Origin of the sequence: Candidatus Nitrosoglobus terrae, from assembly GCF_002356115.1 — a bacterium.
GTDB classification, from domain to species: domain Bacteria; phylum Pseudomonadota; class Gammaproteobacteria; order Nitrosococcales; family Nitrosococcaceae; genus Nitrosoglobus; species Nitrosoglobus terrae.
Map to the genome: position 1 here is coordinate 436,180 of NZ_AP014836.1, position 21,957 is coordinate 458,136.

General features: G+C 41.1%; 22 protein-coding genes. 2 read left to right on the plus strand and 20 right to left on the minus strand.

The window, feature by feature from the left end:
- The first annotated feature begins 20 nt into the window (after positions 1-20).
- Entirely contained in the window at positions 21-1,466 is a 1,446-nt protein-coding gene (gene nuoN, locus TAO_RS02140) for an NADH-quinone oxidoreductase subunit NuoN (protein ID WP_096526408.1), read from the plus strand.
- A 25-nt stretch (positions 1,467-1,491) separates the two neighbouring features.
- Here nuoN and rluD read toward each other — a convergent pair whose 3' ends face one another.
- Positions 1,492-2,457, minus strand: coding sequence for a 23S rRNA pseudouridine(1911/1915/1917) synthase RluD (gene rluD, locus TAO_RS02145; RefSeq protein ID WP_096526409.1), 966 nt, complete (start codon positions 2,455-2,457; stop codon positions 1,492-1,494).
- 249 nt (positions 2,458-2,706) lie between these two features.
- Here rluD and TAO_RS02150 point away from each other — a divergent pair, with 249 nt between their 5' ends.
- Entirely contained in the window at positions 2,707-4,773 is a 2,067-nt protein-coding gene (locus tag TAO_RS02150; RefSeq protein WP_096526410.1) for a thioredoxin domain-containing protein, read from the plus strand.
- Here TAO_RS02150 and TAO_RS02155 read toward each other — a convergent pair.
- From TAO_RS02155 to TAO_RS02245, 19 genes are all read right to left on the minus strand, one after another.
- A complete protein-coding gene (locus tag TAO_RS02155; protein WP_096526411.1) occupies positions 4,770-5,702 on the minus strand; it encodes a carbohydrate kinase family protein in 933 nt (310 codons plus the stop codon). The two genes, TAO_RS02150 and TAO_RS02155, sit on opposite strands and share 4 nt — an antisense overlap.
- 41 nt (positions 5,703-5,743) lie before the next feature.
- Entirely contained in the window at positions 5,744-7,198 is a 1,455-nt protein-coding gene (gene gcvPB / locus TAO_RS02160) for an aminomethyl-transferring glycine dehydrogenase subunit GcvPB (RefSeq protein WP_096526412.1), read from the minus strand.
- A gap of 524 nt (positions 7,199-7,722) precedes the next feature.
- Positions 7,723-8,415: a hypothetical protein gene (locus TAO_RS02165; RefSeq protein WP_197702501.1), complete on the minus strand. Its 693-nt coding sequence runs from the start codon at positions 8,413-8,415 to the stop codon at positions 7,723-7,725.
- Between the two features lie 35 nt (positions 8,416-8,450).
- Positions 8,451-8,765 (minus strand): hypothetical protein, encoded by a 315-nt coding sequence (locus TAO_RS02170; RefSeq protein WP_096526413.1) that lies wholly within the window; start codon positions 8,763-8,765, stop codon positions 8,451-8,453.
- Between the two features lie 389 nt (positions 8,766-9,154).
- Positions 9,155-9,595, minus strand: a complete 441-nt coding sequence (locus TAO_RS02175) for a hypothetical protein (RefSeq protein WP_096526414.1) — start codon at positions 9,593-9,595, stop codon at positions 9,155-9,157.
- A gap of 187 nt (positions 9,596-9,782) precedes the next feature.
- Positions 9,783-10,655 (minus strand): DMT family transporter, encoded by an 873-nt coding sequence (locus TAO_RS02180; protein WP_172419044.1) that lies wholly within the window; start codon positions 10,653-10,655, stop codon positions 9,783-9,785.
- A gap of 149 nt (positions 10,656-10,804) precedes the next feature.
- Complete coding sequence (locus TAO_RS02185; protein ID WP_096526416.1) at positions 10,805-11,224, minus strand: hypothetical protein; 420 nt, start codon at positions 11,222-11,224, stop codon at positions 10,805-10,807.
- Between the two features lie 13 nt (positions 11,225-11,237).
- Entirely contained in the window at positions 11,238-11,450 is a 213-nt protein-coding gene (locus TAO_RS02190; protein ID WP_096526417.1) for a hypothetical protein, read from the minus strand.
- Between the two features lie 208 nt (positions 11,451-11,658).
- A complete protein-coding gene (locus TAO_RS02195; protein WP_197702502.1) occupies positions 11,659-12,249 on the minus strand; it encodes an exopolysaccharide biosynthesis protein in 591 nt (196 codons plus the stop codon).
- A 77-nt stretch (positions 12,250-12,326) separates the two neighbouring features.
- Positions 12,327-13,709, minus strand: a complete 1,383-nt coding sequence (locus TAO_RS02200; RefSeq protein ID WP_096526419.1) for an FAD-dependent oxidoreductase — start codon at positions 13,707-13,709, stop codon at positions 12,327-12,329.
- 9 nt (positions 13,710-13,718) lie between these two features.
- Positions 13,719-14,744, minus strand: coding sequence for a hypothetical protein (locus TAO_RS02205; RefSeq protein WP_096526420.1), 1,026 nt, complete (start codon positions 14,742-14,744; stop codon positions 13,719-13,721).
- A gap of 145 nt (positions 14,745-14,889) precedes the next feature.
- Positions 14,890-15,933 (minus strand): hypothetical protein, encoded by a 1,044-nt coding sequence (locus TAO_RS02210; protein WP_096526421.1) that lies wholly within the window; start codon positions 15,931-15,933, stop codon positions 14,890-14,892.
- Positions 15,934-16,012: 79 nt separating this feature from the next.
- Positions 16,013-16,447 (minus strand): GFA family protein, encoded by a 435-nt coding sequence (locus TAO_RS02215; protein ID WP_096526422.1) that lies wholly within the window; start codon positions 16,445-16,447, stop codon positions 16,013-16,015.
- Between the two features lie 291 nt (positions 16,448-16,738).
- A complete protein-coding gene (locus TAO_RS02220; protein ID WP_096526423.1) occupies positions 16,739-17,080 on the minus strand; it encodes a hypothetical protein in 342 nt (113 codons plus the stop codon).
- A gap of 441 nt (positions 17,081-17,521) precedes the next feature.
- A complete protein-coding gene (locus TAO_RS02225; RefSeq protein ID WP_096526424.1) occupies positions 17,522-17,959 on the minus strand; it encodes a PH domain-containing protein in 438 nt (145 codons plus the stop codon).
- A gap of 350 nt (positions 17,960-18,309) precedes the next feature.
- Entirely contained in the window at positions 18,310-19,860 is a 1,551-nt protein-coding gene (locus tag TAO_RS02230; protein WP_096526425.1) for an RNA-directed DNA polymerase, read from the minus strand.
- Positions 19,861-19,880: 20 nt separating this feature from the next.
- Positions 19,881-20,345, minus strand: coding sequence for a 3D domain-containing protein (locus tag TAO_RS02235; RefSeq protein WP_096526426.1), 465 nt, complete (start codon positions 20,343-20,345; stop codon positions 19,881-19,883).
- A gap of 76 nt (positions 20,346-20,421) precedes the next feature.
- Positions 20,422-21,564, minus strand: a complete 1,143-nt coding sequence (locus tag TAO_RS02240; protein WP_197702503.1) for a site-specific DNA-methyltransferase — start codon at positions 21,562-21,564, stop codon at positions 20,422-20,424.
- Positions 21,554-21,940: a hypothetical protein gene (locus tag TAO_RS02245; RefSeq protein ID WP_096527715.1), complete on the minus strand. Its 387-nt coding sequence runs from the start codon at positions 21,938-21,940 to the stop codon at positions 21,554-21,556. The genes TAO_RS02240 and TAO_RS02245 overlap by 11 nt, the downstream gene beginning before the upstream one ends.
- Positions 21,941-21,957: the final 17 nt, after the last annotated feature.

Genomic DNA, 21,957 nt, shown 5'->3' on the forward strand with positions numbered 1-21,957 from the left:
GTTTTGAAAAAAATAACACAATGAGCTTCGATATACCCAATTTCCTACCCGCGTTGCCAGAGATTTTAATTCTAGGGATGGGATGTATACTCTTACTAGCAGTTGCATATAGTCGTACGCAAGACGGCAAAGTCGCATATGGAATTACTCAAATCACATTAGTTCTTGCAGCATTGGTGACTTGTTATTATTTTGACTTTGATTCTCAAAACACTACTTTTAATAATAGTTACATTAGAGATTCCCTAAGTGATACTTTGAAATTGTTTATTTATTTAATTGTCTTCATGGTATTTTTGTATTCTCGGGAATATTTACAAGTTCGAAACCTAAGTAGAGGTGAATATTATGTTCTTGGCCTTTTTGGGATGCTAGGGATGATAGTGATGGCATCAGCTCATCATTTTCTAATTCTTTACTTAGGACTAGAACTACTTTCTCTTAGCCAATACGCTATGGTTGCCCTGCACCGGAATGATAGCCAAGCCACTGAGGCGGGGATGAAGTTTTTTGTACTTGGATCTCTAGCTTCAGGGATGCTGTTATATGGCATGTCGATGATTTATGGAGTAACAGGTAGCCTTCAAATTTCAGATATAGCAGCATCGATACAGGAAAGTACTAGTACTAGCCAAGTTTTGGTGTTTGGGGTTGTTTTTATTGTAGTAGCGCTGGCATTTAAATTTGGTGCTGTGCCTTTTCATATGTGGTTACCTGATGTTTATCATGGCGCCCCTACTGCGGTTACTCTCTATATTGGTACAGCCTCCAAAATTGCTGCGTTTGCTATGCTTATGCGTCTATTGATAGATGCGCTAGGAGGAGTACAGGCACAATGGCAGGGTATGTTGGTAATCCTTGCCGTACTTTCTATGGGGCTTGGGAATATTGTTGCTATTGCCCAGAGTAATCTTAAGCGGATGCTAGCTTATTCTGCTATAACTCACATGGGATTTCTTTTCTTAGGAGTTTTATCTGGCACTGGTGCAGGTTATGCTTCTGCTATGTTTTATATTATTGTGTACGCTTTGATGAGTCTTGGGAGCTTTGGTATGATTATCCTTCTTTCTCGAGCTGGTTTTGAGGCCGATCGCTTGGAAGATTTTAAAGGGCTGAATGAGCGTAGCCCTTGGTTTGCGTTCATGATGTTAATTCTTATGTTCGCTATGGCGGGCGTTCCTCCTACTGTAGGCTTTTATGCAAAATGGGCGGTGATTATGGCGGTTGTAGATAAAGGATTAGTTTGGTTAGCTATAATTGCAGTCATATCCTCTGTTATAGGTGCCTTTTATTACCTTCGTGTTATTAAGTTCATGTATTTTGATAAGCCTGCAGAAATAGTGTCTCTTCCTATTAGTGCTAGAGCTGATTTCCGTTGGTGTATAAGCGCTAATGGTCTCGTTATGCTAGGATTAGGTATTTTTCCAGATAGTTTAATGGAATTATGTATGACTGTGCTAAATTAATACCCTATAGATTAATTAAGGTAATCTAAGCGTGTGATTTTTGCTGTTGATCTTCTTCAAGCAAAATAAGTAAATCCGCTATATCTCTGGGAAGAGGTACCTCCCAGCTAATCTTCTGATTCGTGATTGGGTGAGTAAGTGTTAGGTGAATGGCATGTAACGCTTGACGCTTAAAATTACGCAAGGCAGTAATGACTTTTTCACTGCTTCCTATAGGGGTATGTAAACGTTTTCCATATAGTGGATCTCCTAATAAAGGGTAATTAATATGGGCTAAATGAACCCGAATCTGATGAGTTCGCCCTGTTTCAAGAATGCAAGCCACATAAGTATGAGCGCAAAAGCGAGTTAATATCCGATAGTGAGTAACTGCAGGTTTTCCTAGGGAAGCTATTGCCATTTTCTTACGATTAATTGAATGACGGGCGATAGGTGCGTTTATAGATCCTCCTCCTGTCATGACACCTGCAGTAATAGCGCGATATTCGCGATTGATCTGCTGTGTTTGTAATTGTCGTACTAAAATATGATGAGCTGAAAGAGTTCTGGCCACCACTAAAAGACCTGTTGTGTCTTTATCTAGGCGATGAATAATGCCAGCACGCGGAATAACCTCTAGCTCAGGGGCATGATTTAGTAGTGCATTTACTAGGGTACCATCATGATTACCTGCCCCCGGGTGCACCACAAGACCAGCGGGTTTATTAACCACAATAATGGCTTCATCCTCATAAACAATATTTAAGGGTAGTGGCTGGGCCCGCCAAATTACTTCAGCCTCAGTTTCAGCAATTAATACTATATGTTCTCCACCTAAGACAGGATATCGAGGGTACGCTAGAGTGTTATTGACTCTTATTTTCCCTTGTTTAATCCATTGCTGAAGTCGTGTACGGGAATAGGTAGGAAATACGCAAGCTAGTGCTTGATCTAATCGTTTTCCAGCTAGCCCAGAAGGGAGAATTGCGCTTAATTCTATTGTTTCTTGCATATAGTTTTAAGCACTATTGATTGGTTCATTTATTATGTATTAATGTGCAGAATTAGATTTTACCCGTGTAGGTAAAATAAGTCTTTGCTTGATTTTACCAGTGATCCTACAGTGAAAGAAGAATAGCTTGTGGTGCCTTACTAATAGATATTAAAGCTATCTATGTTTGGTAACTTCTTGCTTCTATAAAGTCATTGGTTCTTTAATACCTAGTTAAGATGCCTCTTTATATTTAGCTAAAAAATTATTATGCCCGCCTTATTAGTGAAAAACCATCTACAAAAAGAAACCAGTCCGTATTTACTACAACATATGGATAATCCAGTGGAGTGGTACCCTTGGGGTGAGAAAGCGTTAGCACGCGCCCGTAGAGAAGATAAACCTATTTTGCTCTCTATTGGCTATTCTGCTTGCCATTGGTGTCATGTGATGGCTCATGAGTCATTTGAGAATGCGGATACCGCAGCTATGATGAATGATTATTTTATCAATATCAAGGTAGATCGAGAGGAGCGACCTGATCTTGATCAAATCTATCAGCTAGCTCAGCAAATGCTAACAGCTCGCCCAGGGGGATGGCCCCTGACTATGTTTCTAGAGCCAACGAATCAAGCTCCATTTTTTGGTGGTACTTATTTTCCCCCGGAAGGGCGCTATGGTTTACCTGGGTTTAAGGATTTATTGCAGCGGATAGCTGAGTATTTCCGTACCCATAGGACTGAAATTCATTCACAAAATAGCCAACTATTAGCTGCTTTTAGAGACAGCCATAGACAAGATTCAGCAAAGGTACTGAACATTACCCCATTAAAGCTGGCTCAGCAGCAATTGACCCAGTCCTTCGATTCCGATTATGGGGGTCTTAAGGGTGCACCGAAATTTCCCAACCCAACTATCATTGAACGGTATTTACGTGATGTAAAAGGAGAGTATCTAGGAGATGAATCCCAACAGCAAGCGCTAGCTAAGATGAAATTAACTCTAGATCATATAGCTCAAGGGGGAATTTATGATCAGCTTGGTGGTGGATTTTATCGCTACTCAGTGGATACAAAGTGGCAAATCCCTCATTTTGAGAAAATGCTATACGATAATGGACAGTTATTAACCCTGTATGCCGATGCTTATCGCCTTTGTAAGGATAAACTTTATCATCAAGTGTTGATAGAAATGGGACACTGGATTAAGCGAGAGATGCAATCTTCTAAAGGAGGGTATTATTCTTCACTGGATGCCGACTCTGAAGGTCATGAGGGTAAATTCTATGTCTGGACGCAAGATCAGGTGCGATTAATCCTAGATAAGGATGAATATTTTTTAGCAGCTCGCTATTTTGGTTTTGATCAGTCGGCAAATTTCGAAGGTCAATGGCATTTATGCCTTAATACTACTATAAAAATTTTGGCCCAAGAGCAGGATTTACCTATTGATAAGGTACAAGAAAAACTGGAAGTAGTGAGGCAAAAGCTATTTATAGCTCGAGAAAGCCGCGTACGCCCCAGTAGAGATGATAAAATTTTAACGGCATGGAATGCCTTAGTGATTAAGGGGATGGCAACGGCAGGCCAGGTATTAAATCAGGGGAATTTTATTACTTCAGCTGAGCAGGCGCTAAATTTTATCCGTAACCATTTGTGGCAAGATGGCCGTTTATTGGTAAGCTATAAGGACGGTCGAGCGCAGCATCGAGGCTATTTAGATGATTATGCGTTTCTGATTGATGCTTTATTAACACTGTTACAAACGCGCTGGCAGGATGAGGATTTAATTTTTGCAGTACAACTTACTGATGTAGTACTGAATCACTTTGAAGATAAAAGCCAAGGTGCTTTTTACTTTACCGCCGATGATCATGAAACTTTAATCCATCGTCCTATCCCTTTGATGGATAACGCTACCCCAGCTGGGAATGGGGTGATGGCTTTAAATTTGATCCGACTGGGGCATTTACTAGGTGAGATGCGTTATTTAGAAGCGGCTGAGCGATCTTTAAAGGCAAGTTGGTCTAGTATTCAACGTACCCCTCATGCTCATTGTAGTTTGCTTAAGGCTTTAGAAGAGTGGTGTTATCCTCCTCAGATTATTATTCTGAGGGGATCTCAGGAGGCTTTGAAATCATGGCAGGATATAGCTACAGCTAGTTATGACCCAAAGCGAATAACTTTAGCAATTCCTATTGAGGCACAAGGTTTATTGGGGCAACTGAAAAAATATAATCCCATAGGAAAATCAGTAACTGCTTATATCTGTAGTGGACAAACCTGCTCAGCCCCCATAACCCATATTGAATCTTTTAAGAAGCAGTTGGTTTACTAAGGCCGGTAATTGAAATTTTCCTCAAATCGATCCCAAAATGCGGTGAGTTCAAAATAGTGGTTCTGGGTTCCATGATGTTCTATTTTAATGGCGCCTAGAAGAGAGGCAATCCGACCCGTAGTCTCCCAGTCCATTTTATGAGAAAGCCCATAGAGTAGGCCGGCTCGGTAAGCATCTCCGCAACCTGTTGGATCAGCAAGGGTAGTTGCTTTAGCTGCTGGGATTTTAAGGCATTTTCCTTGGGTGTAAATGTCAGATCCTTCTGCTCCGCGGGTAATAATTAAAGCTTCCACTTGTTTAGTAAGCTGCTGGATGGATAAATCTGTGCGCTCTTGGAATAGCTGCGCTTCATAATCATTAAGGGCAACCCAAGTAGCCTGTTTGCTGAATTCTAATAACTCATCTTTATTAAACATAGGCAATCCTTGCCCTGGATCAAAAATAAACGGAATCTTAGCTTCATGGAATTGCTGGGCGTGTTCAATCATACCTGCTCGCCCATCAGGAGCTACAATGCCAATATTGACTCCTTCAGCTGTGGCTATTTGGTTTTCATGGGCATAGTTCATAGCTCCAGGATGAAAAACCGTGATCTGATTATTATCTCTATCCGTGGTGATAAAAGCCTGAGCTGTATAGGTATTTTCAATTAAGCGTATATGTTGGCAAGGAATTTTCCATCGATCTAACCATTCTTGATAAGGGTCAAAATCATTGCCTACAGTGCCCATTGGCAAAGGGTTGCCTTTGAGTAAATTTAGATTATAGGCAATATTACCTGCACAGCCTCCGAATTCTCGTCGTAATTCAGGGACTAGAAAGGAAATATTAAGGATATGCACCTTGTTAGGGAGAATATGGTTTTTAAACTGATCATGGAATACCATAATCGTGTCATAGGCAAAAGATCCGCAAATTAAAGCAGTCATGGTTTTTCCTGAGTGATTTTATTGATCTGGGTACGCTTTAATTATGGCGCCGGTTTCCAAGCCAGATCTAACTCTCGTGCTGCCCTAACTTCATCAAGACGGCGCACAGGTAAAGTATAGGGGGCTAGCTTAAGTTGCTCTGGGCTTTCTTGGGCTTCTTTTGTAATTTGCTTCATAGCCTCTACAAAAAAATCAAGCGTTTGCTTACTTTCTGTTTCTGCAGGCTCAATGAGTAGGCATTCTGGTACTAACAAGGGGAAATAAATTGTAGGGGCATGAAAACCTAGATCTAATAAGCGTTTAGCAAAATCAGTGGCAGTAACACCTAGCTCTTTTGCTTGGCGTTTAAGTGTGATTACAAATTCATGGCTAGCGCGGCGGCTTGGGTAGGCTAGATCAAAACCGGCTTTGGTAAGACATTTAGATAAATAATTAGCATTAAGCGCAGAGAAATCAGCAACCCGTTTCATCCCCTCACGGCCAAGCAAGCGTATATAAATATAAGCGCGAAGGAGCACTCCGGCGTTACCCATCCAAGCAGAGAGGCGACCGATGCTCTGGGGGCAGTCCTCTTCAGTGAACCAGCGATAGGTTCCATCCTCGGTTTTTCCGACCCGAGGTATAGGAAGAAAGGGCAGTAATTTTTTACCTACCCCTACGGGGCCTGCGCCAGGGCCACCGCTACCATGGGGCGTGGCAAAGGTTTTATGGAGATTGAGGTGTATCACATCAAAGCCCATATCTCCTGGTTTTACCTTACCTAAAATCGCATTTAAGTTCGCTCCATCATAATAGAGTAGCCCACCCACGTTATGAACACTTTCAGCGACCGCTTTAATATTACGGTCAAATATCCCTAGCGTTGAAGGATTGGTCAGCATAATGCCCGCTGTCTTAGGGCCTAGGGTTTTGCGTAGCGCCTCTAGATCTATATCACCTTGCTGGTTAGTAGGGATTTCTCGTACTTGAAAACCGCACATTGTAGCAGTGGCTGGGTTGGTTCCATGGGCAGCATCTGGGACTAACATCTCAGTTCTTTCCTTATCACCACGAGCTTCGTGATAGGCGCGAATCATGGCTACACCACTAAACTCTCCTTGAGCCCCTGCCATAGGCGCAAGACTCATCTCCTGCATTCCTGTCGCTGCTGCTAGAATTTCCTGTAATTCATAAAGACACGCTAGAAATCCTTGGCTGAAAAGCTCAGGGGTAGCGGGGTGTCGTTCCGAGAAACCCGGTAAGCTAGCTAATGTATGGCAGGCTCGCGGATTGTATTTCATGGTGCAGGAGCCTAATGGGTAAAAGTGAGTGTCAATAGAAAAGTTTTTTTGAGATAGCTGGGTGTAGTGGCGTACTACGTCCAGCTCGGAGACCTCAGGTAATGCGGGTGGTTTTGTGCGTAGAAATTGTGCCGGTAAATCGTCTATAGGGGCAATTTCTTTAGGGGCCTGAGTACGAGGATAGCGGCCTGGGCGGGAGGATTCAAAAATTAACATGGTGAATTAAAATCCAAAGGTTAGAGTTAAAAATGGGTTTTCTATATTCTAAATTATGCCAGCCTTGATGAAGATACTCTACTAGTAGGAAGGACTTAATAGGAGGTAAAGTAAAATTACCTTTTAATTAAATCGAAACTGCTAAAGTAGTAGATTATAGGATAGGTCAGCGATATTTTAATTATCCCTACTTAATAATTAGGCGTGCGCCTCTAAACTATTAGGAAAGGATTATTTCTAGAAAATAAGAAAGGGGGGCATAAGTCTTGCTATAGATAGCTGATAGTTATCCATTCATTTAACATAGCTGAATTTACCCTTGAAGGCTTTATAAATGGATAGATAATAGAGCAACACCTTTTGAATATAATCAATTGACTAGAATTTTTTATCAGTCTTACAAGAGGTTTTCTCATTTAGAGAGACTAAGATAAGAAATAAGAAAAGCTAGATTAGTTGTTAAATCTAGATCTAGCTTTTCTTATAGATAATTTAAGGAGTCTTATAGTATTGTTTTTACCATATTAAGCCACAAGGGGTAAGTTAAGAGTAACCAAAGAGCTCTCACGTTGGAATTGGCCATTTGTGTAGGGCACGAACACGCCAAGATTTGGTTCGTACTTAAGGGTAATATTATTAACTCCATTACCAAAGCGAGCTATAGTATATTTTCCTATAATTCTGCTAATAATAGTTTCACTAGAAAATACAGCTTGTAACCAAACGTAGATGTTAGTAAAGGGGGTCATCTCTATAGACTGATTTGCCAGTACCGATGCTGCAGAAAGCGGTTTCCTGTTTATAGGCTTTTGATTAACTAATGCGCTCTGACTCAATCCAAATGTCAAAGATTGGTACTGGCTGTATGGCACGCTATTCTGTGCTGCCCAAGTGCCCGCGGGAACACTTTCGTTAAAGTATGGGCCAGTAAACACCGCACTTGCACTTAAAGTATAGTAAGCACCGTCTTGGGCTGGAATGCCAGTTTCTGATAACTTTGTGATAGTGGCGCCTTGCTGAACTGCAGTTGTAGAGGCATATATGCCATATTGTTCTTGCCAAGAAACTTCAGTACTAGAGAATGGATCAACAGAGAGCCAGATAACATTAGGGGAATTACTGTTTACTGGTTTGGCCAATGTGATGTATTGCCCCGCTCCTTTAATAACAGGCAGATCTTTTTCATCAATCAGCAATTGCAAACTATAATCAGGCATGGTAATTACTTACTCCTTAAATTGGATAAGTTAATTTAGTCTCTACAGCCAGGACCTTTGAGACATGGGCTAGTGGCGTGGATGTAAGGGCCGCAGGATGGGTATTGAGCTAGTAAATTAGCTTTTGCTTTATTTTTGGCAGTAGTACAGACACTATGACCACAACCCTGTTCCCGAGCTGTTGCGGAAGCACCAACTGGGCAGTTTTTTTGATCCTTATTATTGCCTATAGTAGCAGTACCCTCCTCCCATTTATCTTTGGCGTAAGAAGATTGACTGAAAATGAGAGAAAAAGAGGCTGTTGCTACCAGAATAATTGAGAGAGAACCGCTTATTTTCCTTATACTCATTTTATCGCTATCCTTTAAAGTTAGAATGCATCTGTAGTTTAGAATTAATTAACTTTTAATTAATAGTCCCTGCTGCTAGAAATGTGACCTATATCACTTTTTAAGTCTATAAAAGAGTTATGGGGAGTGTTTCTTATTTGTCTTTAAATAGCTCAAATCCTACTAGAGCGTTACAGCGCTATATTTAAATTACCTTAAAAGTTTAGATTTGTAATAACCTTAAATGGATATAGCTATAAAATCGTAAGAGGGAACGAATAGAATCAAGAATATATACGGATTTTTATGAAAGGTAATGAGGTTAGCAGGACAGTATGTATTTATAATTTTATAAAAAAATCAGTATCTTATATGATAAAATTATTGATAGAGCGCTTATCGACTCTTAATTACCTTCCTCTGGGTCTGTTTCCCCTAGGAGAAATACCAGCGTTTAATGCTGAAGGAGGGGTCGCCTTGGATTCTGCGATAGGTAAGACTCTAATCTCTGATACTTTGGGTATGGCATCTTGCCCGTATTCCTCGTAGGCGAGAATATAGTTTTCTCCTCTTAAGATTGACTTTAGGCCCTGTACTAAAGGGAAATCGTTAAAGGAGATAGATATTTTTTCGTTAGCAGCAGACTCAGAGACATAAACTTTAATTTTAGCTTGTCGTCCTAATTCTTTTAACACTTCACCTAAAAGGGCATCATATCCTTTAAAGCTTAATGAATTATCCTTTATAGATAGGATGAAAGGGGGATTGTCGGGGCTTGCGATTACCATCGCTGGATCTAAAAATAAGATTAAAAATCCGATAAAAGAAATGAAAGCGTATTTTTTCTTCATAAAACTTCTATTAATAGCCTTTATTTTAAAAGCTGTTTTTTGCGCTCACATAAATTGGATATGGGTCTATGCCCATCAATTCTGGAGGATAGGGTAAGTATATTATCGGCATAATACGCTAGCGGTTTATGGGGATTCTTTAAACCGTGATTCATGTTAAGAAAAATATGAAATAATAGACATTCCATTAAGATCGGTACCGTAACGCGGCTAGACTCAGGATCGTTAAGCTTGTAAGGATAAGCAACATGCCTACCATTTCTCCGAGTGTGGGTATTTCGTCTAAGATGAGCCAAGCAAGCGCCATACTGATAACAGGCACCGCTAACGAGCTTAAGCCCGTTACGCTAGCGGATAGTTTCTGCAATACATAAAGCCAAAGTAACCAACCAAGGGCGCTAGTTAGAATAGCGGCATAAGCTAATGCCCAGAGAAAAGGTGCGTTCCAGGTGATAGGTTTGCTGGGTATAAAATAGGCGAGTACTTCAAGTAAGATACCCCCCAATAGCATTTGCCAAGCAGTAACATTAAGTAGCTCTAGGGTATTATTAAGTTTTAGCCGCTTAGAGACCACTACGCTGATACCCCACCATAGCCCCGCTGCTAGCGCAAATAAAGTGCTCGCTAGGGTGAAATTAGCTTCCCAAGGGTTGATAATACCTATCAAACCTAAGCTTGCTAGCCCAAGGGCAAGCCATTGTAAATGGTATAAGCGTTCGCCTAAAAACCAAGCGGCAAAAATGACGGCCCATAGCGGCATGGTATAAGCCAGTACTATACTTCTACCCACCGCCCCTTCAGCTAAAGCGAGTGCAGAGCAGCCTAAAAAGCCAACAGTCTGCAATAGAGCAAGCCAGAGCATAGATTTGATATAGAGGGGTTGCAATGATCCACCTTGCCAGATAATCACGGGTAACAGGCATAAACCCCCGAATATTGAGCGTAGTGCAGCAAAATCCAGTGGCGCACTCCAGAACAGTGCCTGTTTTGTGACTATCCAGCTATAACCCCAGATCAACACCAATACAACCAATGCTAGGACAGGTTTATTATTTGTCATGGATGGATAATCCATTATATCACCTATGGTTATCTAAATAATCGTTATTGGTTTAGCTAGGCGCTTTTTTTGCTCATCCTAGTGGATAAAAAGCACGCGCGAGTAGCCCCACCAGTAGCCCCAAGACTGTGGGGGCTTTGATGTATCGCTTATTTAACTCTAAGGCCGGTCATATCTACATGATTTCTTAATGCATCCTGTATCATTTTTTTAAGCGCGTCAGCATTTGTTGGATCAGAGGTAGCAGTTATGTTCCCTCCTATCCCCTGTACGGTATCTTGACCGGTGAGATTAAAAGCAGCGACTGTGGCGGGCGATATAATGGCAACGTAGTTATATCCTTCAGTAAAGTCAGAAGCTATCACTATCACCGCTTGCCCGGTATCTAGTATAGTTCCATTAATCGCACCGTTGAGAGGTCTAGAGAGGCTGAGGGTGCTAGATGTTTGTATTTTAAGTGATGGTCCTGTAGGAACAAAAATATACCATTGACCTGCTAGGCTATCTAACCCTTGCCCATAGGCAAAATTAAACCGCTCGATGTTAAATGTCTCAGACTTCCAAGTCACCTGAGCATGGCTTCTATCTATCCTTAAAGGTGATATGTAGGTTTTCTATGGTGTTGCCGCCTTGCTCTGCCATGGCTATATCTTGTGCTTTGTTGTATGCACCAAATGTGGTTGAGCTTGAATACCAGCCTTCTGTATCAAATCTAGCAATAAATAAAGTGCCTTGTTGATTTTCTATATTAAAACCGGTGAGGGTTCCACCACCATCCACTTTCTGGATCTGCATAGGCGACCGTGGTGATAAGGGCTAAAATTAGTGCTATGATCTTTTTCATTTTTCTCCTGTTTTTTAACGATGGAAAATGATTTGTCGGTTAGGAGAAAAAAAATTAAGTGGAAGAAAATCCTCTTAACTAAATTTAATTTAAGTTAAATATAAAAACGGGTTATATAACTATTTAACGTGGGTAAGCGGCACCTAGTTACAGGATTATTTACCCGAAAAAATATTGAAAAGCTTCATGAATGGCCGCACCGCCAGTAGCGATAAGCGCCGTAAAATAGATGATGGTGGCCAAATTAGCCAAGTGCCCAAAAAGAATGCTGATACCATCCTGCTGCAACAAACCAATGGCGAGGAAAAGTAAAGCTAAGGCTGGAAAAGTGTTACTAAAGGGAATAAATCCAAAGGGAGCTATGAGCAGGATAGCGCCTAAGATTAAAGCACCGTTATTAACGATCTCCATTAAGCCTTGAGAGGTTAGCCAGCGAAGGCGATGAGGACGGCTAATGCGCTCTAAGCGGTCAATCCATATTAGGCTACGGTTTAGGGTAGCACGAAGCGCTTGGGTGGATATTACTCGTTTTTCAATGGCGCTAGGCAACCATAACTTGCGATCAAAGAGACGACTAATTCCAATCAGCAGGATGGCGGTGCCAAACACAGTGCTCACCCCAGGGATGGATACCGGCACCATGAAAATTAAGGTCAGAAAAGCGGTAAAGAGCATCAGGCCATCTTGCCCAATCAGATCTCTAATTTCAGCCAGCGTTACGCTCTCTGGGGGTAAGCTGTCTATTATCATTTTGAACCTTTTCCCTAGAGAGTCTTGCGATAAAGGTATTTTTTTTTCAGTTACCAAAGGATCAGTATTCATGTTAATTAATTTTTATTAATCTGACTTCTTATACCGCTAGACTTTAGGCTCGATTGGAGAACCTTTGTCAGGATATAGGGATGGAATAAGGCAGTGGGTGATTTAAGAAAGTGTATCACCTCGTAGAAAGTAGTGGCAACTTTTGGGTCATAGGCCGATAGTTGAAAGATCTGAGTGTTGTACCAACCTATTAGGAGATGTCCCCATGGCCGTTTACCTTCTGTTTTAGGGTAGAAAAAATCCGCAATGGTGGCCATTTCCCAAGCATGATCAATGATATAAGCGGCTTTTTTAAAATATTTTTGGGATAATTGACTGAGATCTTCGTTAGCCTGCTGTAAGCAGGTGTTTAGCGCATTTGCTTCAAGGGCGCAAACAGTTATCCCTTGGCCGTAAAGGGGGTTAAAGTTACATATAGCATCCCCTATCACTAGGAAGTTCTCAGGAAATTCTCTTAGCTGTTCGTAATAGCGACGAGTATAGGTAGGGAGTCGGTATTTCGCTACGGGAGTTAAAGGGGTGGCATTTTGAATAGCCTGATAAATACTCGGATGATCTAAAGCTTGAGCAAATTGGAGAAATCCTTGCTCATCTTCTGGTGGATAATCTCGTAATACGCCTCCTAAGGTTACTAGCCAGCGATCTTTCTCAACAGGAAAGATAACACCAAACTTAGTACTTAGCGGGGCTTGAGGATAAATGGCTAGGAGTTTCCAGTTAGGCTTAAAGTTTAGCGGGGGCTGATAGAGGCGACTGCCATAACCTAAATAAATCCCTACCTTAGCTTCTTTCAGCCTAGGGTAGCCTAATTTTTCTAGCCAGAAGGGGCTTTTGCTCCCGTGGCCGCTAGCATCAATAACCAGATCGGCTGCAATGTTTTTTATACCTCCATCATCTTTCGATCGAACTTGAACCCCAATGATGCGCTGTTTGTCAGGGGTAGTCTGTAGGTTGATGACAGAGCTAGTGCTGAGGAATTGAATAGCATACTGAGATGCTAGAGAATGTTTTAGGCACCATTCAAGCAGCGGTCTGGTCTGTGAATATACTTCGATTTTACGGCCGGAAGATAATTTCCAGCAACCATGCTGAAACCACTGCACTTGAGTAGAAGCATCTACTAAAACACTACCGTGGTTTTTTAAATCGGTTAATAAATCAGGAAATAGTTGAACCAACGCAGAAATACCTCCGGCTAATAGCAGATGGCTGTGTTGACCCTGAGGAACCCCTTTTCTTGGGGTGGGGGTATGGGTTTCAATGTCCTTATCAACAATAGTGACGCGTTTGAAATAGTCTGCCAAGACTCGCGCCGCCAGCAGGCCGGCGATACCAGCTCCAATCACAATGGCGTGACTGCGAGAGTCTGTGCTATCTACTGTCGGCATGTTCTCCTCCTATAAGTCATTTTGATTTATTAAAGAGAGCAGTAAACTTTTTATATTTGCCAAAGTAGCACTATCTAGGAAAGGATCGATTTTAGATGCAAGATCGGCTAACGATATATTAAGAGGGCCTAGTATCAATTTACTTATAACATTACTACTTCGAAATGCCGTTGATATAAGTACCTGACTAGGGTCAGGGGAAGTAAAACTCTCCTTAGCGATAAGGGTAAGCTGATTTGCAATCCCTTGAGGGTTATCGGCAGCATTAGCTAGGGTATATACACCGATAAGGGCATTTAGTCCTGTTAAAATATAAATACCTACACGGCATTGATTTGATGAGAACCCTGGCTGAGTGGTAATTAAATACATATCCGGATCAGCAGTTTGATGGATCAAGTAGATACTAGAAGACACTTCACCGATTACAGTGTCTGATCCACCGATTAAATTGCCACTACTATCAAAGCTAATAGGAGAGAAATTAGTGCCAATTTTATTGAATCCCTCTATTAACGTTGAGGCAAGCTGGTAGTTAATCTCCCAAGCACTCTCTAACCTAGCAATGCCTTGGCCATAATTAAAATTAAATAGTTCTATGGGGGCTTGCTTGTCGTCTGTAGTGAGCTGCCCATGGCTTGGATCAGAGAAGCTTAATATAATCTGTTTTCCACTATTACGGGTTTGCGGTGCCTTATGAGAGCAACCTGAACAAGAACCTCCAGTTGATTCCATCAGATCAATTGTCAATGGATTACTCCCATCCGATTCTGATGAGAAAACCGGAATCTGAACAGATCCCGTAAACCAAGTAGGATTACCGTTTTCATCATAGGTATTTTCAACCATAAACAACAGACTGTTTTGTATGGTAATACTGTAGCTAGTACCTGAATCTTGTCGACTCCACCATAAGCCATTTTCAGGGATAGTACTGGGGAAGGTAGGAGGTGGAGGGGTGGTGGTTTGTGCTTGGAGTAAGAGGGTGAATAAAAGTACTACCAAAGTAAGCACTTTAGGGGTTATTGTTTTCATCTTTTTACCCTCTCAGGTGATATATTTTCTTAGAACTCTGAAATAGGCTATTAGGAATCTATCCAATTCACACCAGAGAAATTGGCTCTACCTTAAGCCAAGGTACTTTAGGTAGAGCCGTTTATCTTAATCTGTATATTTGTAATTAAATTGAAACTCTAACTCCCGTTACAGCAGCAATAATAATGGCTGCAATAGCTAAGCTTACAACGGTAGAGATTATCCACAAACGGTTTGCAAAGCTTGGCTCAGTACCCTGATGGAGCAGAACTACCCGTGTTCCTGAAGCAAGGTGAGTGAGGGCAAAGAATACACTAAGCAGATAATAGGGGAGCAGTCGAATATTCCAAGGATCATGAATGATTCCTGCCTTACCTCCAGTGGCCCAAATCCAATCAGGGGTAATATCTAGATAGGTTCTGGCAAGAATAAATACAGCAGTCATATGACTCATCAAGAAAACAAATAGAAAAGCGCCAGCGGCTAACTGGAAGGTGCGATAAAAATCCTGCCTTGCGGCGCTCCAGTGCCAAATGAGCCGCAACCCGGAGCCGGCCATAAACAGAAACAGCGCAACAAGAATCGGTTCACCGAAAGTCGACTGATAGACGATCTCTCCTGCTTTTCGGATCTGATCATGTAAGTGAGCGCCAAAAAGGCCAAAAAAATGATTCGTTAAATGAAAAAAGATAAAAATTACAGCTATAGTCGCCCCGATACCATGTATCGTCCGCCAGCGAGTGATACGGGGGCGATGTGGGACATTTTCGATCTCGCTCGTTTCAAGATTAGCTTTGGTAAGTGCTAACCAAGAAAACCCAATCCATAGGAGAGTCCAGATCCACTCATCGGGTATTGGGCTATGGAGCATATAAGCGGTTGTGCCAAGAAGGGTATAGAGGGCGGGTGAAAGGACACTGGCATAGGCTAGTCTACGGGTGCTTGCAGTGCTAGAGAATTTCCAAGCAAAGATAATGCCGGTTACCGGAACCATAATTGTGGCCAGTAGCGATAATATCGCCAGTGGAAACATGATTGGTGTACTAGAATCGGCTGCCCCTACAGCGTGGTGAAAAACGTGTAGGAAATGAGGATATATGATTACCGTAAATGCTGGCGTAAGCTCAAGTAAGCCGCTGGGTATGCTCAGTTCTTTTTTGGATAGAGAGGCTAATACTCGCTCATTCATTAATTTTTCCATCCTTCTGTAAAAATAAAACTTAACCTGATGCTTATAGAATCAGGCTAGAATCTTGATGTGCTACTTGCTATTCTGCTACGGTAATTCCCGATCCCCCCATCTCTTTTGGCATATCCTTGATCTTGGGCAATCCATCTTTAATTTTTAATTTTGCCTCCTGATAATGAACATGGAGGCTAGGTTGATAGGGGAGTTCTGGAATAGCGGCTGCATATATATCGACAAGCTCCATCTCAGGATGTTCGGTAAACACATGACCGCCACATACCTTACACCACTTACGGTAGCTCTTTGGGGTCTTATGATAAGTGCCAATATGCTCTATTCCTTGAGTAATTTGCACGGCCTCGGGGTTCCATAAAGTAAAGGCATTTACAGGACCTGCTGACCATTTTCGGCAAGATTCGCAATGACAATATCCCATTGCCTCGGGTTCACCAGTGGCAGTGAATTGAATTGCGCCACAAAAACAGCTACCGTTATAAACTTTTTTATTGCTCACTATGCACCTCCTTGGGTGATTTGCATAATGATAAGATAGTACAGATTAAGGTAAAGATCTGAGAGAAAAACTAGAGGATCAGATATCGATCCTTTTACGATAAGTACAGCATATACCGAAGGAACGGGAAAGATTCCCAGATCCTTTGGTTAGATTACCCGCTACTTAGAAGATGCTTGCATAGACAATCTATAGGCAACGGCATAATAGGGCAGTGCCTATTAAAATAAATATAGGATTGTTACTGACTGCTTACTGCCCTAATTGCTAAGATTAAATGTATCAGCCCTTTCACCACTGTATTGTTGCGGCTTTTTGGCCATTAACGAAAACAGTGCACCGTACATAGTCACTATAGGTGCCTCCTCTACGGCGGCAGTGGGCAGAGGCTTCTTCGCCTTGATACTCACCATTCATAATCGCTGTATCGCCAAAAAACGATAACCTGCCAGAGATAGCTTTGTAGCCATTAATGTATATCTTTAAGCTATTGCTGCCTTCGTTAAAATCCCCATCAACATTCCATACTGAACCTTTATGATTACCCTTAGCGTAAGTGCGTGCTGGTCCAGATGAACAGGCCGCTATAAGTAGGCTGGCTATAGTCAATAAAAAATATAAACGCTTAAGCATAAAAGTATCTTCCTTCCTTTCTAAACCATTCTCTATTATTTGTACTGTTATATCCTGCTATATCAAGCTATTCATCTATATATAGGATTGATAAATCGCAGTGGTTTCCTTTATATCTTCAAAAATGCGACCCATTATAAGGTGTTTACAAAATTTTTTTCTGTATTTTTATGGGATCAGGCCGTGTGATTATCGTCGTTTTCTTAACTTTAAGGATTCCATTACTGCTATATTTTGAGTGGAATAACTTTAAATTTTCATGTTCTAACGTATTCAGAGTAGAAAATTATATTCGAAGGCGCTTGATAAAGCAGGAGGGAGATTTGGGAGGCTTATTTAATAAGAGGAATTAAATGGTGTCATTTAATTCCTCTCAACTCTGTTAGTGTATTGCGTGATTTTTACTACGGTATAACAAAATAGCACGAAATGTAAGAACAATTATTGCTCCACATCCACTTCCCGAACACCTTGGGTTTTAGCCCGACAAGCCTCAACTGCTTCTCGAATTTTCCCTTGTAACTCCTCGCCATTTTTAACGGCTCGAATAATAACTACTGGGTCTGTTCTATCAGATGTCTGTAATATAATATTTTCAAGGCCAAACCACCGCAATAAAAGCGGCTGCTCTAGGCTATAGTCCCGAACCCGGTAAAGCTCTAGATCATCCATTTTTTTATTGATAACGCCTTGGCGGATCTTTAGCCGATGAGTGGTCAATTCATATTGTGTGTTTTTAACCACAAGCCATTGCCACAAGATGATGAAAAGTGGAATGATCAGCCAAAAAAATAAACCGCAGATAATGAATGTGGAAAGATTAACGATTTGTGATGGGGTACCGCTCCAAATTTCTTTTTCTTCAGTTATTTCGGTCATCTTTGCTTCCTTTGGGTTATCCCCGTAACGCTTAAGTTTGGATTCCCATATTAGCATGCTCATTATAAGGAGTTGTTAGGTTTTTTTGAGTTATTTTTTTAGCGCTAGCGGAAAGTATATTTTAAGAAAAAAGATAAATAGGGCGATAAATAAAATAATATGATGATTCCCTTTCTTATAGCTGATTGAGATAAAAAAAGCCTAAATTATGAGCGCTTACAATTTCTATTAAGTTCCTTGGATTCAGCTATGGGTAGCTCACTATCGCTGGAAAGCAGATACTCATGGATCTGTTTAATTTTAATTAGGATGTTTATTTAGGTGTGTTGTTATGTGGAGGGCTACTAACATTAACTCTGCTGTTCGATCTGCTGTTCGTATAACTCTACTTCTTCTCGTTGGATAATTGGTTTTGACTTACTAAGCTCATCTTTATCAATAATTTTGGGGGTATCATCCATGATTTTTTTCAACTCATCATTTTGAATCCAGCAATCTTCCCATAAACTAGCGGGTTTCCCATCGACAATTTGACAGATAGGCTCATTACTTTCAAATTCAAGCTCATTTGGCTTTGCAATTCGTTGTAGCCAAATTTCCATATACCCATTATGGGGTATACGTTTAATTTTCTTTTGTATCTTTTCCCAAATGGGTTGTTTTTGATCATCGGGTACTAGAGGTAGCCACCGATTTAAGATTCGGGCAACCCTTGGAAAAGTACTCGGTGAGGTAAATGCTATATCGGTAGTGATTGCAATGAGCACTTCTACTGCTGGGCGGTGTAAATTTTCTGTGAATAGATTGTTTTGATCATTATCAAATTCACTATCAAACGCACTGACTAGGCGCTGTAATGCTCCGCTATTGGTAAACTGCTGCCCAAAGGCATGGATCTGTAATAACTGCATTTGAACATTAGCTGTTTTCTCTCTTTTTTCTCTGAAATATTGAGATGTAATGGCAGCTAGTTTATCTGGTTTAATTGAACTTTCGACTATATTGCTAGAGGCTACTGTTTTTGCAGTATTAAGGGTCATGCCCACTTCTCGCAAGCAATCACTAATCGTTTTGAGAATTTTCTCCGCCTGTCCACGGCTATTGGTAAAGATGCGATAATCATCTCTATATCGAAGTATTCGAGCATTCTCTTTTTCTTTTTCTTCTAATTTTTCATCGATTTTTTCATCCACATAGCCAAGCATCAGTTCCGCAATAAAATCCATTAATATTGAACCTTGGCTGATCCCGTTAGTTTGCCCATAGCGGCCTGCTCGAATATGCTTATCAATTTTATTTCCAAGCAGATCATCATTCTTATTTTTAGGTTTTTTATGTTCTTTTGCTTCATCTCTACCATGAATAGCCCAAGCAATGCTATGGGTATAAAGAGAGCCATAGCAATTTGCGACATCAGTATGCAATAAATAGCTAAATTCTAAGGAATAGATAAGGGATTGTTGCTCAATTTTTTCCCACCAATTTGTAATCAGCACTGCCCTACCAGTTTTGCGATCCGTAGAGATGACGGGCAGGCTATGGCATTCAATAAAGCTCTCTTTAAGTTTATTAAAACGTTTTTTTAAGCGATCCCAATTGTCTTTTGCACAAATAGTATTGACTAGAGAGACGTACAGTACCGGGTGAATCAGCTCAATGGGTCGCCAAGAAAGCCGCCCATATTTACTCATTAACAACGTATAATTTACGTTTGGAATAGAAGGTGCTGGTTTATCTTTGAATTGGAATTTACAGTAGTCCTGGCCGTTTAATATAGAATCAACCTCGTTCAAGATGGGTTCAAAGGTTAGATGAGGGGGTAAGTCGCAGGTGAGATAGCTAGTGTTCTTTAAAAAATGAGTTTTTGCTTCCTCATTTGACAGATCAAGTAATTGCTTCATTAGATAAAAAATAGATCGCCTTACTTTTTAAGCGGACTTTGCCAGTGAATCGTCACTTGGCGCTTACCCCATTTACGGGTAGCGGCCACATCATTACCCATAAAAATATCAATTTTTTTCTTCCAGCGTTTATTCATTTTATCCCGCACAATATAAACGCTGGGTAGCCCTTCAATCCTTACCTGAGTGCCGTGATCTAAGCCAAGGCGAATTAAATCCCGAGAGACGGAGAGGGATTTCATCCCAGGTTTGAGTTGATCTCCCCAAGCAGTAAGACCCACATGGCCTTTTTTTGTCTCTTCGACTCTCATGGTGTAAGCCGTTGAGGTCACTACCAAGGTGTGCTGTTTGTATTTACGTTTGTGCTTATGCTTGTTTTTTTGGCTTTGGCTTTGGCTTTGATTTGTAGCGGCTGAGCTATTATTAGCGACTAGTAAAACAGCCAGAAGTAAAATACCTAGAATAGCGCTATGTTTTTTTGTCATTATTAAAACGGTTTCCTTTTTGAATAGCCCCTACTGAGGCCAGCTCTAGCTATTGGGTATAGTCTGAAAGTTAGTCTTAATTGGGTTGCTCGTCATAGAGTCCATTTTCTATTCTGTATTTTTCTCGTAAATCACCAAGGCTGATTAAGTTATCATTTTTCTGCAAAAACCAATGTTCCCAGCCATTACAGGGGGCACCTTTCATATAGTGGCTTCCTGCCTGATGGATACTGCCTTCAAAACCATCTGCGGTTCGAAGTCTGGCATCAGGTTTGATGGTGGCAGAACGAGACTGATCTTTTGAGAAAAATAAAGTTTGCCCAGCCTGTAATAATCCATTTTCAACTAGTGCCGAAAACGCTACTTTTGGCGCGGATTTATTTTTGCTTTTTACGTTAAAGGTTTGGGAGTCAAACTTTTCTGGCTGAATTGCGTCTATTCGTGTTTGCGCTACTTTTATATATTTTTCTTCTCTTTCTAAGCCAATCCAATGCCTGTGAAGACGTTTTGCCACTGCGCCCGTGGTACCACTGCCAAAGAATGGATCAAGTACTACATCCCCGGGGTTGCTTGAGGCAAGAATAATACGATAAAGCAAAGATTCAGGCTTTTGTGTGGAATGGGCTTTATTGCCATCCTTATCTTTGATTCTCTCAGATCCAGTTGCCAACGATAATAGCCACCAATCAGAGCGCATTTGTTTCTCTTCATTTAATCCTTTCATGGCTTGGTGATGAAACGTGTATTTTGCGCCTTGCCCGGTGCTTGCCCAAATGAGGGTCTCATGGGCATTGGTAAATCGAACCCCACGAAAATTAGGCATAGGATTGGTTTTGATCCAAATTACGTCATTTAATAACCAAAACCCTAAATTTTGCATGAGGGTGCCCACCCGAAAAATATTATGATAAGCGCCAATCACCCAAATTGATCCGGTTGGCTTTAGAACACGTTTGCAGGCAGTCAGCCATTTTTTAGTAAACTGGTCATAAGTTTGAAACGAATCGAATTTATCCCAATCATCATTAACAGCGTCGACCCTGCTCATATTAGGACGATGCAATTCATGCTGTAGCTGTAAATTGTACGGAGGATCGGCAAAAATCAAGTCAATGGATTGTTCAGGCAAAGCATTTAAGCTTTCAACACAATTACCGTGAAGGATTTGATTCAGGGGTAATTTCATTTTTATATTTGCAGTTAAGGCGTTAACTTTCATCGTAGGGCAGATCTTTTGGGTTAACGCCAATGTAATCTGGATTGGGTAGCTTAGGCAGGCGGTAAGCCCATATCACGTTGTGCCCCTCCAAGAGCGCTTTCACCACTCGGTGCATGCCATCCATGATCCTGCCTTCTGGGTAGAGGATGATTGGATAAGCAAGATTTGACACTTGAACTAAGCGCATGTGATCTGCTATGGATCTACAAGTAGATATATCCCCCTCAGAATCGTACCAGTAGGGAGCATCAAGCTCATGGATAGCACTGAGCTGGATTTCATCAGCTTGTAGATCTTTCGTAAGCTGGATAAGCTTATGAACATCCCAAGCTAGCAGGCCGTTACTGCTATTACGGAAATAGTATTGTTTTCTCATGAGCGATATATATACCG